At 39.1% G+C, this 16311-nt stretch carries 16 protein-coding genes, 1 tRNA gene and 1 pseudogene; 4 read left to right on the top strand and 14 right to left on the bottom strand.

Translation table 11 applies throughout. The annotated features are described in order from the left end of the window. Positions 1 to 15 precede the first annotated feature (15 nt). Entirely contained in the window at positions 16 to 1554 is a 1539-nt protein-coding gene (locus QZZ41_RS10015; protein WP_295071293.1) for a sodium/proline symporter, read from the top strand. Between the two features lie 179 nt (positions 1555 to 1733). On the opposite strand, the gene QZZ41_RS10010 is transcribed toward QZZ41_RS10015, so the two are convergent. From QZZ41_RS10010 to QZZ41_RS10000, 3 genes are all read right to left on the bottom strand, one after another. Further along, positions 1734 to 2435 (bottom strand): SDR family oxidoreductase, encoded by a 702-nt coding sequence (locus QZZ41_RS10010; protein ID WP_295071290.1) that lies wholly within the window; start codon positions 2433 to 2435, stop codon positions 1734 to 1736. A gap of 297 nt (positions 2436 to 2732) precedes the next feature. Further along, entirely contained in the window at positions 2733 to 4310 is a 1578-nt protein-coding gene (locus QZZ41_RS10005; RefSeq protein WP_295071288.1) for a hypothetical protein, read from the bottom strand. Between the two features lie 55 nt (positions 4311 to 4365). Next, positions 4366 to 4926: an RNA polymerase sigma factor gene (locus tag QZZ41_RS10000; RefSeq protein WP_295071286.1), complete on the bottom strand. Its 561-nt coding sequence runs from the start codon at positions 4924 to 4926 to the stop codon at positions 4366 to 4368. 469 nt (positions 4927 to 5395) lie between these two features. Here QZZ41_RS10000 and QZZ41_RS09995 point away from each other — a divergent pair, with 469 nt between their 5' ends. Further along, complete coding sequence (locus tag QZZ41_RS09995) at positions 5396 to 5590, top strand: DNA-binding protein (protein ID WP_295071283.1); 195 nt, start codon at positions 5396 to 5398, stop codon at positions 5588 to 5590. Positions 5591 to 5807: 217 nt separating this feature from the next. On the opposite strand, the gene QZZ41_RS09990 is transcribed toward QZZ41_RS09995, so the two are convergent. The 4 genes from QZZ41_RS09990 to QZZ41_RS09975 form a co-directional block, all read right to left on the bottom strand. Continuing rightward, positions 5808 to 6029, bottom strand: coding sequence for a hypothetical protein (locus QZZ41_RS09990; RefSeq protein ID WP_295071280.1), 222 nt, complete (start codon positions 6027 to 6029; stop codon positions 5808 to 5810). Beyond that, positions 6026 to 6457 (bottom strand): NUMOD4 domain-containing protein, encoded by a 432-nt coding sequence (locus tag QZZ41_RS09985; RefSeq protein WP_295071277.1) that lies wholly within the window; start codon positions 6455 to 6457, stop codon positions 6026 to 6028. The genes QZZ41_RS09990 and QZZ41_RS09985 overlap by 4 nt, the downstream gene beginning before the upstream one ends. Positions 6458 to 6849: 392 nt before the next feature. After that, complete coding sequence (locus tag QZZ41_RS09980; RefSeq protein ID WP_295071274.1) at positions 6850 to 7467, bottom strand: helix-turn-helix transcriptional regulator; 618 nt, start codon at positions 7465 to 7467, stop codon at positions 6850 to 6852. Positions 7468 to 7766: 299 nt separating this feature from the next. Next, on the bottom strand, positions 7767 to 8030 hold the full coding sequence (locus tag QZZ41_RS09975; RefSeq protein WP_295071272.1) for a hypothetical protein: 264 nt from the start codon (positions 8028 to 8030) through the stop codon (positions 7767 to 7769). Positions 8031 to 8253: 223 nt separating this feature from the next. Here QZZ41_RS09975 and QZZ41_RS09970 point away from each other — a divergent pair, with 223 nt between their 5' ends. Continuing rightward, positions 8254 to 9318 carry an acyltransferase gene (locus QZZ41_RS09970; RefSeq protein WP_295071269.1) on the top strand — a complete coding sequence of 355 codons (1065 nt, stop codon included), beginning with the start codon at positions 8254 to 8256 and terminating at the stop codon, positions 9316 to 9318. 193 nt (positions 9319 to 9511) lie between these two features. Here QZZ41_RS09970 and QZZ41_RS09965 read toward each other — a convergent pair. The 6 genes and pseudogenes from QZZ41_RS09965 to QZZ41_RS09945 form a co-directional block, all read right to left on the bottom strand. Beyond that, positions 9512 to 9601: transfer RNA gene (locus QZZ41_RS09965), tRNA-Ala, on the bottom strand. Positions 9602 to 9939: 338 nt separating this feature from the next. After that, a complete protein-coding gene (locus tag QZZ41_RS09960; RefSeq protein ID WP_295071267.1) occupies positions 9940 to 11145 on the bottom strand; it encodes a dockerin type I repeat-containing protein in 1206 nt (401 codons plus the stop codon). Positions 11146 to 11218: 73 nt separating this feature from the next. Further along, positions 11219 to 11482: pseudogene (locus QZZ41_RS15440) on the bottom strand (Fic family protein); the annotation flags it as partial. Positions 11483 to 11491: 9 nt separating this feature from the next. Further along, on the bottom strand, positions 11492 to 11674 hold the full coding sequence (locus tag QZZ41_RS09955; protein WP_295071265.1) for a hypothetical protein: 183 nt from the start codon (positions 11672 to 11674) through the stop codon (positions 11492 to 11494). Between the two features lie 472 nt (positions 11675 to 12146). Then, the gene (locus QZZ41_RS09950; protein WP_295071262.1) at positions 12147 to 12674 is read right to left on the bottom strand and encodes a dockerin type I domain-containing protein; all 528 of its coding nucleotides are present in this window, start codon (positions 12672 to 12674) and stop codon (positions 12147 to 12149) included. An 8-nt stretch (positions 12675 to 12682) separates the two neighbouring features. After that, the gene (locus QZZ41_RS09945; protein ID WP_295071260.1) at positions 12683 to 13063 is read right to left on the bottom strand and encodes a hypothetical protein; all 381 of its coding nucleotides are present in this window, start codon (positions 13061 to 13063) and stop codon (positions 12683 to 12685) included. Positions 13064 to 13443: 380 nt separating this feature from the next. On the opposite strand from QZZ41_RS09945, the gene QZZ41_RS09940 reads away from it, so the two are divergent. Then, a complete protein-coding gene (locus QZZ41_RS09940) occupies positions 13444 to 13740 on the top strand; it encodes a PF20097 family protein (RefSeq protein ID WP_295071257.1) in 297 nt (98 codons plus the stop codon). A gap of 604 nt (positions 13741 to 14344) precedes the next feature. Here the strand turns inward: QZZ41_RS09940 and QZZ41_RS09935 are convergent. Continuing rightward, on the bottom strand, positions 14345 to 16258 hold the full coding sequence (locus tag QZZ41_RS09935) for an NAD(+) synthase (RefSeq protein ID WP_295071254.1): 1914 nt from the start codon (positions 16256 to 16258) through the stop codon (positions 14345 to 14347). Between the last annotated feature and the right edge of the window lie 53 nt (positions 16259 to 16311).

Below are 16311 nucleotides of genomic sequence, written 5' to 3'. Positions count from 1 at the left end.
ATAAAGGAGTAAGACATGAACACGACAGACATCATCATTATCGGGACGATAATCGCTTATCTCATATTAATGGTCGCAGTAGGCTTTATCTTCTCAAAGAAAAACGAAAACGTTGGCGATTTCTATCTCGGCGGACGTAAGCTTGGACCTCTGGTAACTGCAATGAGTGCAGAGGCATCAGACATGAGCAGCTGGCTCCTCATGGGACTTCCCGGAGTTGCCTATCTCACAGGCGGTGCCGAAGCAGGCTGGACCGCTATCGGACTTGCCATCGGTACATATCTTAACTGGCTCTTTGTAGCAAAGCGGCTGAGAGTCTACAGCCAACGCTGCGGTGCTATCACTATCCCTGACTTTTTCTCTGAGCGATATAAGGACAAGAGCAAGATACTTATGGGCATTTCGGCTCTCATAATACTCATCTTTTTCGTTCCCTATACCGCTTCAGGCTTCTCTGCCTGCGGAAAGCTGTTCAGTTCGCTGTTTGGGTGGGATTATCATCTTGCAATGATAATCAGTGCTGCTATCATCATTTCCTATACCTGTACAGGCGGATTCCTTGCAGCAAGCACCACTGACCTTATCCAGAGTATCGTAATGACCGTTGCCCTTATAAGCATTGTCATCTTCGGTATCAATGCAGCAGGCGGTTTCGGCAATGTTATTGAAAATGCTGATTCATTGAAGGGATACTTATCTCTGAGCCATATCCACAATACCGAAACAGGTGCAGCAGATAAGTATACATTCCTCACTATATCCTCTACTCTTGCATGGGGACTGGGCTATTTCGGTATGCCCCATATCCTTCTCCGCTTCATGGCTATCGAGAACAAAAACAAGATAAAGACTTCAAGAAGAATAGCTTCCGTATGGGTAGTTATCTCAATGGGTATCGCAATAGTTATCGGCTTTATCGGAAATGCTCTTTCAACCAGCGGAAAGCTTGAAGCTCTTGACGGCAGCAATTCCGAAAAGGTAGTTATCAAGATAGCTCAGTACATGAGCGAACATCATGTGGGACTTGCTGTTATTGCAGGACTTGTATTCGCAGGTATCCTTGCATGTACTATGTCCACATCGGATTCACAGCTCCTTGCAGCTTCATCATCAATGTCAGAGAATATCCTTAAAGGCGTATTCAATGTAAAAATGAGCGATAAGGCTTCAATGTTAGTTGCGAGAGTTGTACTCCTCGTTATCGCAATCTTTGGCGTTGTGCTCGCATGGGATCAGGACAGCTCGGTATTCAGAGTAGTATCCTTTGCATGGGCTGGCTTCGGTGCAACTTTCGGACCTGTAATGCTGACAGCACTCTTCTGGAAGCGTTCAAATAAATGGGGCGCTATGGCTGGACTTATCGTAGGTGCAGTAATGGTATTCGTATGGAAATTCGCAATTGCTCCTATGGGCGGCGTACTTTCAATATATGAGCTCCTTCCCGCATTCCTCTGCGCATTTGCAGCTATTATCATAGTTTCGCTTCTGACAGGTGCTCCCGAAACGGAAGCAGCTTTGGAATATGAAACTGTAAAGGCTGAACTCCACAAATAACTTTCAATGCTGTCTGACTCAAAAGCACCAAAAATACACATATGATAAAAAAGGATCGGCTGTTTTATGCCGATCCTTTTTTCTATCATATATCATATCACAGTAATATGCAAATACATTGTAGAATTGAATCTGTCATACTAACAAAACATCCGCCCATACGGGCGGATCGCATATGTTCATTCAAGTTTCCAGCCGTTGTCTCCGTGATATATCATTTGCTTGGTCATACCACCGTCAATGCAGATGTTCTCGCCTGTAATGAAACCTGCTTTGCCGGAGCATAGAAAAAGAACCATATTGGCAATGTCAAGGGGATTTCCCACACGTCCGCAGGGCTGCTGATAGGCGTCTGGACCTTCGTAAACCTTGTATGACGTATCAATCCACCCTGGGGATATTGAGTTCACACGCACCTTGCCTGCAAGGCTGACCGCAAGCGCGTGAGTGAGGGCAGCAATGCCGCCCTTTGCCGCAGTATAGCTCTCGGTCTGAGGCTGACTCATACGGTCACGGGAGGACGATATGTTTATTATACTTCCGCCCTTATTGAAGTAGGGCGCGAACAGCTTTGACAGATAAAACGGCGCAGTTACGCCTACTGACAGTGCATACTGAAACTCCTCATAGCTGCATTCGTCAACGCCCTTCATCAGCGGCAGAGCGTTGTTGATGAGATAGTCGATGTGTCCGTGCTCGGATATTACATGCTGTGTAAACTTTTCAAGTACGGATTTGTCAGAGATATCCCCAACGAAGTGGTCGCCCTCAGCCTTGTCGATAACACAGACAGTTGCGCCGTTTTTGCGGAACTCCTCGGCTATGCACTTTCCGATACCATTTGCGCCGCCTGTTACTACTGCTACTTTGTTTTTGAACATATTTTGCTCCTTATATTTTATCTATTGATGCTTTCACTACCGGAGAATGAACTTTGTAAGCTCCTCACGGTTCATTTTCTTGATTTTTCGATATGTATCCCTGTCAATGATCTATTTCTGTCCCATATATAGCTCCTTATTCGTTTCTTGTAACCTATTATACCATATCACCTATACAATGTAAATACGTGAAAAAAAGCGACCTGTACATTAAGTACAGATCGCTTTTCCAGCTATTTATCTTTGCTTAATGACATTGACCTTTAAGTCAGTGCCGATTTATATATATTCTTTTGTTCATAATGCAGCATTCTTAAGGCACTCATTAAGCTCGGATTTGAATGCTTCAATGTTTACAGCACCACCATCGCATCCGAAAGGCAGCCAATCCATTACTCCTCCATCATAATAGCTGCTATATTCGTAATAGTATACTAAAACATGACCATTGTTATATATCATGAAATTTGAATACTTGAGTTTGCCGTCATTATCTTTGTATTTCCATAATACAGAACCTATATAAGTATCATTATCACTAAAAGCTTCACATTCAACATTTGATTTTATAGCAGAATCAAGTTTGTCAACTATATCGGATTTGAGCTTTGCCATATCATGTGTTTTGCCTGATGCGATAATATTGTCATTACTGTCCAACACATATATTCCGGTTGATGTTGAATAGAAGATATTGTCATCATCGTACGCCTGCATATTATCATGATTATAATCAACAGGAGGAATGTCTGACATATCCTGTCCGCGTTCGTCGATAGTAGTTGTCTGAGGCACCTCCTCTTCCTTGCTTTCAGTAACTTTTTCTGTATTGCAATTCTCTAAAAACTCTATGATCTTTACATCAAACTTGTTATAATCTATATAGTAATTCTGATATTCTGCAGGCTGCCATACTCCATTTTCATCAGTTTTGTACTCACAGCGGCTTACATGACCATTTTCAGAAATGTAATAAGTCTGGCGGCGCTTAGTGTTATCATCAACATTGAATATCTGTTCAACGGAATATACCGCTGGTTCACCTGTCAACAAGCCAGGCTTTGAAGGCTTTATCATTCTTAAAAAGTCGCCGCTGAGGAATTCTGCTAACTCAGCTTTGCAGCCTTCATTTACAGGAACTATTTCATAGTTGTTTCCGTCAAAGAGCTTTACACTCTCAAGGTTTACTTCAACAAGATTTGCAATATCCTCCTCAGAAATACTCTTACTATATACATAAGTTTCAAGTATTGCCTTTAATTCACTGTCGAACTTATTAAAGTCGATCTTATAAACGCCTTTTTCAAAGATATCTTCATTTCCGCCCGAAAGCTCACGATAAACGGTGTAGAATACCATTCCGTCATCATATATGTCTATTACATGTCTGTCATTTATCTCATCATCCCAGTATATTGCACATGGGCTCTGAGTGTGAGGATTTTTTTCGTTTGTTTCTATTTTTTCGCCCCAATTGAATGTATTGAGATATTCAGCAATCTTTGTGTATGCTTCTTTTGAATAGCTGCCGCAATTTTCGTCATCGTTCATAAATACGAAATCACGGGCAGTGAAATCTCCAAAGGGGCATAATGTTTCAGAAGCGGCTGTTGTGGTTGCCACAACATTGTCTGTCTCAGATGACGGCTGATTCTTTGACTGTCTGTGCATAAGGTATCCTGTTGTACCTATTCCTCCTGCAAGTACTGCACAAGCTGCAAAGGTGCTTACCATACGCAGCATACTTGATGATCTTCTTACAGTTTCCGTACCGCTTACAACTTCAATATATCCATCCTCATTGTTTTTATTAACTTCACCCTTGGTGTTTGGCTTTACAGCAGAAAAAATATTTTTGATTTTAGAATGTTTCATTTTCTTTTCCTCCTCATATTGAGCTATGCGGCGGTGTACATTCTCGATCATTTCCTCATGTTTCAACATAATCAAAACCCTCCGTTTCAAGCTGTGATCTGAGTGATTTTCGAGCACGATATAACATAGATTCCAGACTGCGAAGGCTCTTCTTCATTATCCTTGCCGCATCCTTATCACTGAACCCTTCAAAATATATGAGCCATAACACCTGCTGATACTTCTGAGGCAGCTTTCGCATTGCCTTATGAACCATGATCCGCTGTTCTTTTTTGATGTAAGATTCCTCTACAGCAGCCTCATCATCTGTCATTTCAGGTGTATCATCAATAGAAATACAATTTCTCTTTGAATATTTGCGTATATGATCTATCGCAATATTTCTGCCGATCGTATAGAGCCATGTCTTGAATGAGCTTTTTTCCTTGTACTTCGGCTTTTTTGTACCAAGAAGGACAAAAGTATCTTCCGTAAGCTCTTCGGCTGTCTGAATATTTCCGACTATGCTTGTCAGGTACAATATCAGGCCGTCGCTGTATTCTATTATGATCTCATCTAATCCGTGTACATCACCTTCGTCACGAAAACGGCGGTAGCTACTTGCACCGTTGTCCATAGACGTACTCCTTTCCGAAAGCTTTTCGTGTGCTTTCACTTATTAGACGATATGAGAAGAAAAAACTACGCGCTTTTTTGAAAATTTTCAGCTTTGTAAAATACTACGAAAAATATTTTGTTTTTTTGAGTATAATCATATCTATATAAAAGACTTATACTGTACCGTGATGCTATCGACGCTGGATTCAATAAGTTCAAGGCTGGCGACACGATTCTTGAATTCGATGGATATAACAAGGAGACTGGCGAGAACGAGGCTCTTACCATGAAAGGCAAAGTTGTAGACTTCGTTGAGCCCCCTCTCTATGAGAAGTTCAGGGATATTTATGGTTGTTTTTAATAGTGGCGGCGCCCTTCGGGGCCGCAGTATACAATAATTATACTCTTATAGGTCAATCCAAAGTAGAACAAGAATTATAGATTACATAAGTAATATGACAGAGCCAATAGTAAGGAGAGTGGTTATTATGGCTGAAAACATAAACGAAAACAAAATTATCATGCTGACTATCAAGGAAGCGGCGGCTTTAGTTGAAGGGCTGACCGAATACAGGGTACGTCAGATGTGCATAAACGATCAGGTTCCGCACATTATGGCAGGCAAGAAATATCTCATAAACAAGGAGAAATTCCTAAGATTCCTGCGTGGCGAAACTGCGTAAAAAGCGAAGGGCGCGTTCCTGCAGGACTTTACCACCGGATTGTGGTAGAATGGTCTTGATAGAAACGCGCCATATTATTGAACGGAGGTTGAATATATGGCAACTTTCAGAAAAAGAAAGAATGGTTCTTATGAGATAAAAGTTTCCTGCGGCTATGGCGTTGACGGAAGGCAGCATAATCAATACAAAAGCTACTACCCGGAACCTGGTATGACTCCTAATCAAGGGCAATTTTATATCCTTCAAAAGTGCTAACATCTATTAGCGTATTATTAGGATTAAAGCGATATCTATATTTTTCTTCGCCATCGCCTTTAGTAATACGCCGACTGCTGTCATGGGTAATAAATGGATATTCACCCATTACATAAGTTGGAGAAGTTATCTCCAACGTGTCTATGCCTGCGATAAGGTCAACATTATAATTGTCCTTTTTCATGCAGCCACCTCGCTTTCACTGTCGGTGACTTTGTAATGCGATATCATATCCAGCAATTCAGACAACAGCCTGTCAATCGCCTTATGTATCGCAACGTGTTGCTCATGTGTTACAGGTAATAAGTTAATTGCTCGGTCATCACATGGGCAAAGGTTGCAATGGTGTATCTCCATTTGGGGAGTACACCCTTTACAAAAAGCCTCCGCAACTAAGCGGCAAATTCTAAACTTTTTCCCTTTTGGGAATTTGTCAGAATACAGCTCAATGATACGGTATCCTTTTTCGTTATATGAGCCGTTAACTATGCGGTTATATCTTCCTCCGTAGACTCTGCCCATATTACTTATCAGATAATTAGGAAAGCACGGAATTGTTTTCCACTGTTCGCCATCTAAGCTGATAGCTGCAACATTTTTTATATCTAACATATAGATATGCCGTTGCAATTACTCTTACCGCATTAACTGAGCCGCACTGATTTATAGTCTTATGATTTTTTATTATGATTATCACCTCATTTCTGATACATAGGAAGATGGTTTTTAAAAGCCTCTGCGGTCATGTAATCACATCTGACAATTTATACCTCCGTATTTTAAGAGACAAACCTAACTTTTTACGTTTACAAAAATTTCTCTTGACATAAAGTCTAAAGCGTGGTACAATAAATGTGTCAAAAAATATTAAACCACATAATTTTTATGTCGTTAAGTCAAAGGCTCGTTGTGCGTATGCAGACGGGGCTTTTTCTTTTTATATATTTATCAACTCGGAGAGCCGCAAAAAGCGATTTTCCAAATTGCTAAAATCCTTGACGGATTTATTTTTTATTGCTGTACCTAATTAGCTTTTCGAGGAAATCTATTGTTCCTTGTAAGCCTTTAGAAAACTTCTTTATATCATTGATAATATCGGCAGAAGACTCCTTGAAAGCATTTGCATCTCTTTCATTTTGAAAGTAGTTTGCAAGTATTTTCTTTTCAATTGTACAAAGATCAGAAAAATGACTGATAAGAAGTCTCTGAAAAGAAACGTCCGAAAATGAGTCAACATTTAAGTTGTAAGTATAGCCGAATATAACGCCCATATCCTCAATAACTCGCTGCTGCTCAATTAATGACTCGTTTATTAATTTTTCGTTTTGCAAATGTTTTCGCTCCTGTACTAACGCAAGTGCATCATCATTACTTAAATTACGGATTTGAGAGTCTATTTTTGCATTGTCTAACATTAGCTTGTCTATCTCATCAAGCTCTTTTTGAAAATATTTTTCTTCGTATGAAGGAAATATCTCATTTAATTGTGACAGCCTTTCTTTAGAAATAGGGCGCACTTGCTTTTCCCATTGAGATATTGTTGAGGGCGTAATGCCTAATCTCTCAGCCAGTTGCTTACCTGTAACGCCATCCAGCTGCATAATATATGTTAGTCCGATCATTGTAACATCTCCGTTCGCTAAATTGTGTGCTTAATATTTAAGCTTGTGAATATAGCATATCACATTTTAACCTATATATCAATACACATATTATTTTTTTAGGATTGCACAATCTGCAAGATTATATTTTTGCAAATTTGCACATCTTCGATAGCTTCATATTTTTGCCGACGAATAATAGCCAACACCTTGCACAGCTGCCGAAAATGGAAGGGCTACAAAAAATGTAAAGGTATCTCCCAGTGCATTATCATTGTATAATAATAGGCGGCTTCGCTATCGCTCCGCCGCCGCTGCTTTTATAATGTCTCGGTCATCAAATTGATGTACTTGTCCAGTGTCGGTCTGCTTATCTCGCACATTTTAGCATACTCACACTTTGTTATATCACCGTTTTTGTAAAGGCTGTATTTGTCCTTTACCTTTTGCGGTATCTGAGCAAGTGTTATTTGTGGTCTGCCAATTTGCTTACCCTTTGCCCTTGCATTTGCAACACCCGACTTCACGCGGCTGCAAATCATATCATGTTCAAGCTCTCCGAATACGCCTGCCATGATTGACATATGCCGGTTGTCTGCTCTTATTTTCCTATTTATCACGATTTATAGTTATTAATTATTTCGATAATTGGTTCGGCATATGTTATAGGGAATATATAAATGTTATTTAATTTAACGGTTTTACTACATCTTTACAGATAATTTATAATAATCAGCAGAAACTTCATTTAAATAAATGTATAATTAAATCAAATCTCATATTATCTAATGGATAAAGGGTAAAGATATGGAAACAAAAAGATATTATAATTTGGATCTGATGAAATGTATAGCTATTTCCTTCGTAGTTTGCAGTCATAGTTTTTATGCGGATAGAGATATTATAAATTCTAAATCTATATTGGCTAATGTAAATTATTGCTTTAATGGATTATTATCTGTTTGCGTACCAATTTTCTTTTTTGTAAACGGATATTTGCTTTTCAGCAAGTCCTTTAATTTGAAAAAACACGTCTCAAAATGCGTAAAACTGGTAGTAATGACCGTTTTTTGGTGTCCTGTTCTATTTTTCCTTTATGAATGGATAAAAGATGAAACGTTTGAATGGGGAAGATTAGTTTCCAGTGTATTAAATATGGATAAAGAATTAAAGTTTTTTTGGTTTATGGGGGAACTGTTTTGTATTTATATTTGGTTTCCTGCACTTAAAGCCTTATTTGATACCAATATAAAAGCATTTATTTATTTTACAGCTATAAGTGCCTTTTTTGCATTTGGCCTTAATTTTATTTCACACATTTTAGAATATTTTTATATGGCATTTGATAAAGAACCTATTTTGGTAACTTTTCCGCTGTTAGATATGTTCATAACTTCCAACTACGCTATAGTATATTTTTGTTTGGGAGGATTAGCATACATGTACAAGGATAAGATCACCGCATTTCCTGCAAAAAAGAGATATATGATATGTTGCATCGGGATAGTAATTTCTGCTTTGGTACTGTATTCTTATGCATATTTTAAATCTGTTACGCTTGATGGTCATTTGTGGAATAATGTCAGTGGTGGGTACAGTTCTATACCAGTACTGTGTAGCACTGTTTTTTGGTATGGTTTGTGTATAGATTACCAAAAAAATAGCAAAATTGTAGTTCTTGTATCAAAAAATACTCTTGGAATTTATATTCTTCATTATTTGCCGATTATCTTAAGCAATAAACTGTTGCTATCACGTAAATACATGAACAATCTTTTACTGATAGCTTTACATGTAGTTTTAGTTATTGCAGTTTGTTTAGGCATGATATGGATACTAAAAAAGATACCTCTTATCAAAAAAATGATCTGAAGCTACATTATTTAAAAATTTTTTGCATTGTCTAACCTCGTATTCTGTATTCTCATTACTTTAAATAGTGTAATCTTATTAAAATATAGATATCGCAATTAACACTATGACAGATTTATGACACTTTCACTTTTGGTTAAATAAATAAGCGTTCCCTCGTTCAGAAGAAACGCCTATTTTTAGCCTTTTGTATTGGTGGAGCATAGGGGACTTGAACCCCTGACCCCCACACTGCCAGAATAGAATGACATAACTTCATTGTTTCTCTCAGTTCACATACTCCCCTATTTTTAGCCATTTTCTAACTGCAGTGTTTGCACAGTTCACTTCAAATATACATCGTATTTTTTCGCAATAACGGAAATATCACGGAAACGATTTATCCAAACTCCCCAATCGACTTTGAGGACTTTTTTGTTCCTGGAAAAACTTTTGCGTGAAAAAAGTGGTAAAAGTGGTAAGGATAGTTTTGTATATACCGTGTTTTGAGGTTATATAGTTTATATAGAGGACGGCGAGAGCCGTCCTCTAATATATTGTTTTGCCATCTTTCTGCATGGTAAGAATCATGTTATAATAGGGGCTGTGCAAACCACCTCTTCAAGTGGTGATTATGATTTATCATTCAATAAGCTTCTTTCTCATAATGCAAAGATCAAAAACATCAAGTATACCATCTTTGCAGACATCGGCAAGTGTAGCATTTATTTCATTCATTTCGCCTTTGCCGAGAAGCCATTCCTGCAATATTACTACATCTGCCACGCCGAATTCACCATCAAGGTTTACGTCGTTATCAGGTATTTTAGCGGATATAAATTTCTCCGGTAATAAATCAATTGTCTCATATTCCATTCCGTCTAAATCTTTATATTTTGTTGTGCTAACATCAAAACTGAATTTTGTTATTCCGCTGCTGTCATTCAGAAATACGGTGTTATCTATAATATAGCTGGGATGAACCAAAAATATTTTTGAGGCAGGTTTCATGCCGTTTACCGAATCAATCCCTGCCGGAGACAAATCCCTTTGGAATGCAGCTTTGAAACTGCCGAAACGGCGACTAAGATCTCCGTCAAGCATAGTTGTTGAGTCAATATCAAAGTTTGCATAAAATTCACTTTGTTTATCCCTGCTAAGCAAAATAAGTTCCCTGTTATCTAAAAAGAAATGATCTTTAAAAAAACAGCTTAAAAGAAGAAACATAGCTTTATCAATGTCAAATATATTAGCATCAAATCTTTTCAATGAATAAATGTCCTTATCTTTTGGCAAGACAATAGCAATAGGATAAGTTCCGCTCTGACGTTTGTAAATTCTGTCGGAAGTCTTGACGATATATGAATCTGAATCTGTGTTACACAAGACGTAAATATTGTCGGTGTCTATATCAACAATATTGTCATGACATATAACAGGAATAAAATACTTAAAACCAAGTGAAACAAAAGTAGTATAGTAATCCCTAAAATATTCATTAACTACAACTATATATTTACCGTTGCTTTCGGGAGTAAAACAACAGGTATCAGTATACGATCTGATTGTTACTTTATCATTTGTGGCTACATCCATAGAGAATTCTGATGCATTATATCCGCAACCATCGGAATGATATTCAACACTGTTCGTGATAAATTTTATTGAGTCTCCTTCAAGTTTTATTGTGAACTGTTCAAATTCTAGATCTTTTATATTACCTGCAATAAGTTCTTTTCCCGAAGCTATCTCCTCTGCATCAGCGGCAATAGCCGCAGGAAAGATACCGCAGGACAAGACAAATACCGTCATAAGCATGGTTGTCAGTAATCCAATGAACTTTTTCATAAAACACACTCCTCTCATGTTATGAAGCAGGTTTGTGCTTCGGTTTATGCAGGATTGTAAAATCCTTACAATATCATTGATTATTGTTAATAATATTATAGCATAATAGAAATGCTTTTGCAATGATATTTCTGTTAAAATTCATATGTATTTTGTTATTATTTTTCCGATATCTGTAATACAACATCTGCCATTCTTTTAGTCCAACATAGTAGAAGTGCTTGATTTCTTCGTTGATGAAAAATGGGACGATTTCGTTGGCAAGACATTGTTTCAGTATTAATAGTCTGCCTATTCGAACGTTTCCGTCGTAGAATGGGTGTAGCTTTTCAAAAGCGGTATGTAACTAGACAACATCATACAGGTCAAGAGCAGACTTGTTGTCGAACCTGCCGAGGAGCTCTTTTACAAGCCCTGAGACCTCTTCCGGTAAAGCTGTTTCTATCTCTTCGACTTCATTAGGGTACTTCTTATAGTCTCCGATGACGGCATAATCTTCATCATCGTCCATAATACCGTTCTTCAGCATACGGTGTAGCTGCTTGATGTAATCCTCAGTAATAGTATCAAGGATATAGTCAAAGCACTTGAAGTGATTAGCAGCTTCAAATACGTCGTTAACAGGAACTGTGCCGTCGATAGTTCGAGTCTCGTAGATATATCTGGTCTGCCAGAATAGAATGATACAATTTCATTATATCACTTACAGTTCATAATCCCGGATATTTAGCCATTTTAAAATAGCAGCCGTTCCATGATTTGTTTCAAATACACATCTAATTTTATGTCAATAACGGAAATATAACGGAAACGGTTTATCATTCAGAATTTCAAAGCTTACACATTATCGAATATTATCTTTCATCCATTAGCTTCTCACATTTTCTGATGTGAGAGCTTTTTGTTTTGTCACACGGACATTTATCTAGCATTTTACTATCATTATTCAATAAGTAATTATAGAAAAACAAGTCGGGCATAAGCCCGACTTGTTTTTCTATTTACTTTTTCATATATGCCTCTAATGAGACTATATCTTCTTTGGTCGTTGAAGCATACGCATAATACGCAAGGATATTCGATGCATCAACAGCATTGATCAATCGGTCTTGATTTACATCTGCATTAAGCTTCTGAATTGCATCATATCCACCTTCCTGATTTGTAGATATACGGGCATAATATGAAAGTACTGAAGAAGCATCAACTGCGTTGATATACCCATCAGAGTTAACATCTCCCGGTGTATCAAGTTCTTCAATAACTACCGGGCTGTCAGAAGCAGGAACCAAAATCATAGTTGTTCCTCCGTAAACGATCGGATTCTGTTGTGTCCATACATATATAAGTTGGTACAGCCTTGCAATTGATCGCTCATTTGCAACAGACGGATCAGGCTCAACAAATATCGCTGCGTATTTTCGATAAGTATACTTAGGATTACCGTCGGCATCATTCTCGGAATGATAACCATATGAAAAATCGTTTTTTTCGGCATGGAATTTGTAGTATTTTTCGGGCAAATTCAAATCTGATGTCATCTTCTCAAAGTCATAATCATAGTAATTTTTTTATTAAAAGCATTACGATTGATGCTTTCCAGCAAATCACTCTCGCCTTTCAGCATATAGTCATTCAGCTTCACATTTACCCAGGTCACAGGTCTGAAGGCGACCCATTCTTCAGCGTATTCTTTGCTTTTATATGTCAGATTATGTTCTGAACAATACTGCTTCAGTTCGTCTTCCTCCAAAGCATATAGTTCCTCAAAAGTCAGTAATTCTCCAGAGTCAGCAGTCTCTGAAACAGTGGTAAGAGTTTTGCTGTCAGCTGCACTTACAGCGTTCACAGGAAATGCTGTAAACATTGATGAAAGTATCATTGCAACAGTAATGCAAGTACCTATTACTTTTTTCATTATTATTCCTCCTGCTATTAAATATCTAAGAATTTCTCTATAACGACCATTATCTCCTCAAGACGCTTACCACCTATACCCTTGATCTTACTTAGCTCTGCTTAAAGAGCTGGAAGATCAATTGTTTTGCCTTGATCTCCGAGCAGTTCATCTCCGTATTTGAGAATGAAATTTATAAGCTCTTCGCGGTTCATTTTCTTGATTTTTCAGTAAGTGTCCCTGTCAATGATCTCTTTCTGTCCCATATATAGCTCTTTTTCGTTTCTTATCACCTATTATAGCACATCGCCGCTATAATGTAAATACGTGAAGCAGAAATGCTCAATTAGCGTTATTCCATATATGTAACCTTGACTTTGGGCTACTGTGCAGTGTATAATATGGATAGTAAGCAGGTTGCTACGATAATCAAAGTTTATGGGGGTAGATTAGCAATGACGTGTCCATATTGCAATAATGAGATGGAACAGGGAATCATCCAGAGTCCTCATGAGTTGTCCTGGAAAAGAGGAACCAAAAGACCAGTACTGGGGAGGGCGGATTTTCACGAAGGATCGGTTGTCCTTTCCAAACTATCATTTATGAAAGGCTCTGCTATAGTGGCATACCTATGCCGGGAATGTAAAAAAGTGATTATTGATTATTCCGATGAGAAAGCCGACTTAAATCAACGATAAATTCTATTCAGCTTAGTTCCGTGATAGATTCAAAACTTATGAAAAATGATACAGAAAGTCCCCGCACTTGCGGGGATTTGTCACGTTTAAAAATATTAACATTAGGAAAGTATTAGTAAAACAACGAAAAAAGCACTTCCGAATTCTCAGAAGTGCCTATTTCATGAGGGTGGGAGATGGGATTCGAACCCACGGTCTTCGGGACCACAAGCCGACGCTGACGGTTTTTCGGCAGTCTCTTGTGTTTTAATAGGATCCTGTTTTGTACCTATTTTTCGAGGACAAAAGCTGATTTGACGCTTATTGCCTTTGCAGAAAAAATCTTAAAACTGTAGGAAAATATTAGCTGGTGATATTATCCGATACTTCATTTTTCACTGATTGTGACACAGGCTGCAATCAACGAAGGAAAGTAATTCCAAAATATACTCAGATTGGCTATTTTACGCTGAATCTGGACGATGCTAAAGAATACCTTTACGCGAAGTCTACTAAGCGTAGGATACTAAACTGGCGTGATATTCACGTTAATGTGTTTATCTGAATAAAACAATAAGGCTCTCACAGCCGAATACAGGTTCGTTTGGGGAGCAAATAGATCATGTTATCGTTCAATGTTATCCAATTCTTTCAGCCAAATATTAGCAGAAGCATCGCTTGGCATACGCCAGTCTCCGCGGGGGGACATAGTAACGGTTCCGACCTTGGGACCATCGGGCAGGCATGAGCGTTTGAACTGCTGTGTGAAGAAACGCCTGTAGAATGTTTTCAGCCATTTCATTATAACTTCTTTAGGATATGTTTCTGCGAATGCGAGACAGGCGATACGGAATATCTTTGACGGAGAAAATCCGTATCTCAGCATATAATACATGAAGAAATCGTGAAGCTCATACGGTCCGACGATATCCTCTGTCTTCTGCGATATAGTGCCGTTTTTATCTGGCGGAAGGAGCTCAGGACTTACGGGGGTATCAAGTATATCGAACAGGACTTTTTTCAGCTCACCGTCCGATATTTCTGCTTCATAGTTTACAAGCCAGCGCACAAGGGTTTTCGGTATGGACGAATTTACTGCGTACATTGACATATGGTCGCCGTTGTAGGTAGCCCAGCCAAGTGCAAGCTCCGAAAGGTCACCTGTACCGATTACTATACCACCAAGCTGATTAGCTTTATCCATAAGCACCTGAGTGCGTTCCCTTGCCTGTGAGTTCTCGTATGTAACATCATGCACCTCGGGAGATTGTCCTATGTCGGCAAAATGCTGCGTCACACTGCTGCAAATGTTTATTTCGGTCAGCGTAGCACCATAAGCCTTTGCAAGAGAGCAGGCGTTATTGTACGTTCTGTCGGTAGTTCCGAAGCATGGCATGGTTATGGTATGGATATCGCTCCTGTCAAGTCCGAGCATATCGAATGCGTGAACAGTAACGATTAGCGCAAGAGTTGAATCAAGTCCGCCCGAAAGTCCGAGCACTGCCGTTTTGCAGCCGATATGACGCAGGCGTGTCATAAGTCCCACAGCCTGCATGGTGAGTATCTCCTCACACCTGCTGTCGAGAGCCTTTTTATCGGAGGGCACGAATGGAGTTCTCGGAAAAGTCCTGTCAAGGACTGTCTCAGAAACATCAAGAGAAAAATATGCTGTATCAATACTTGGAGAAGCCAAAAAAGAATTTATTCTTCTGCGCTCATAGTTCAGCTTTTTTATGTCAATATCAGCAATCGTCAGTCCGCTTGAAAAAGCCTTGGACTCAGCTAAAACAGAACCGTTTTCCGCTATTATATTATGTCCTGCAAATACCATATCCTGCGTGGATTCACCTATGCCAGAATCGGCGTAGGCGTAGGCGCAGGCAAGAGAACCCGAATGTGCTTTGACAAGTGTTCTGCGGTAGTCCGCTTTGCCTATGACTTCATCACTTGCAGACAGATTGAATATGATAACCCCACCTGAGGCAGCGAGACGCTCCGACGGCGGAGAGCTTACCCACATATCCTCGCATATCTCGACTCCAAAAGTGAGTTCGGGCAGTTCCCTGCAAGTGAAAACAGTTTCTTCAAGATGAACGGAATACTCATCATCGAGCTCCACATCTGCACAGAGAACGTCATGGGCAGCGGTAAAATGTCTGACTTCATAAAACTCGCTGTAATTCGGGATATTCTTCTTTGCAACAGCACCGACGGCTTTGCCTATGTTTATGATGACAGCGCAGTTGTACAGTTTTCCGCAGACAGCAAGGGGCACGCCGATAAGTGAAACTATATCCAGCTTTTCTGTCTCTTTTATTATCCTGACCAGTTCTTTTTTTGCCGAGCTCAGCAGTGCGTCCTGCAAGAACAGGTCGCCGCAGGTATAGCCAGTAATGGAAAGTTCGGGAAAGCATATTATCTTAACACCCTTGCTGTGAGCTTCATTGATGAGCTCAATTATCCTGTCGGCATTGTACTGACAATCCGCAACTTTAACATCGGGCGTCGCACAGGCTATTTTTATAAATCCGTCCTTCATAGTATCCCTCCAAAAAGTAAAAAGGCACTGCGAGAGGAGAGCCTCCTCCAGCG

This window comes from Ruminococcus sp., assembly GCF_016283395.1.
This window is presented reverse-complemented; position numbering and strand designations above follow the sequence as displayed.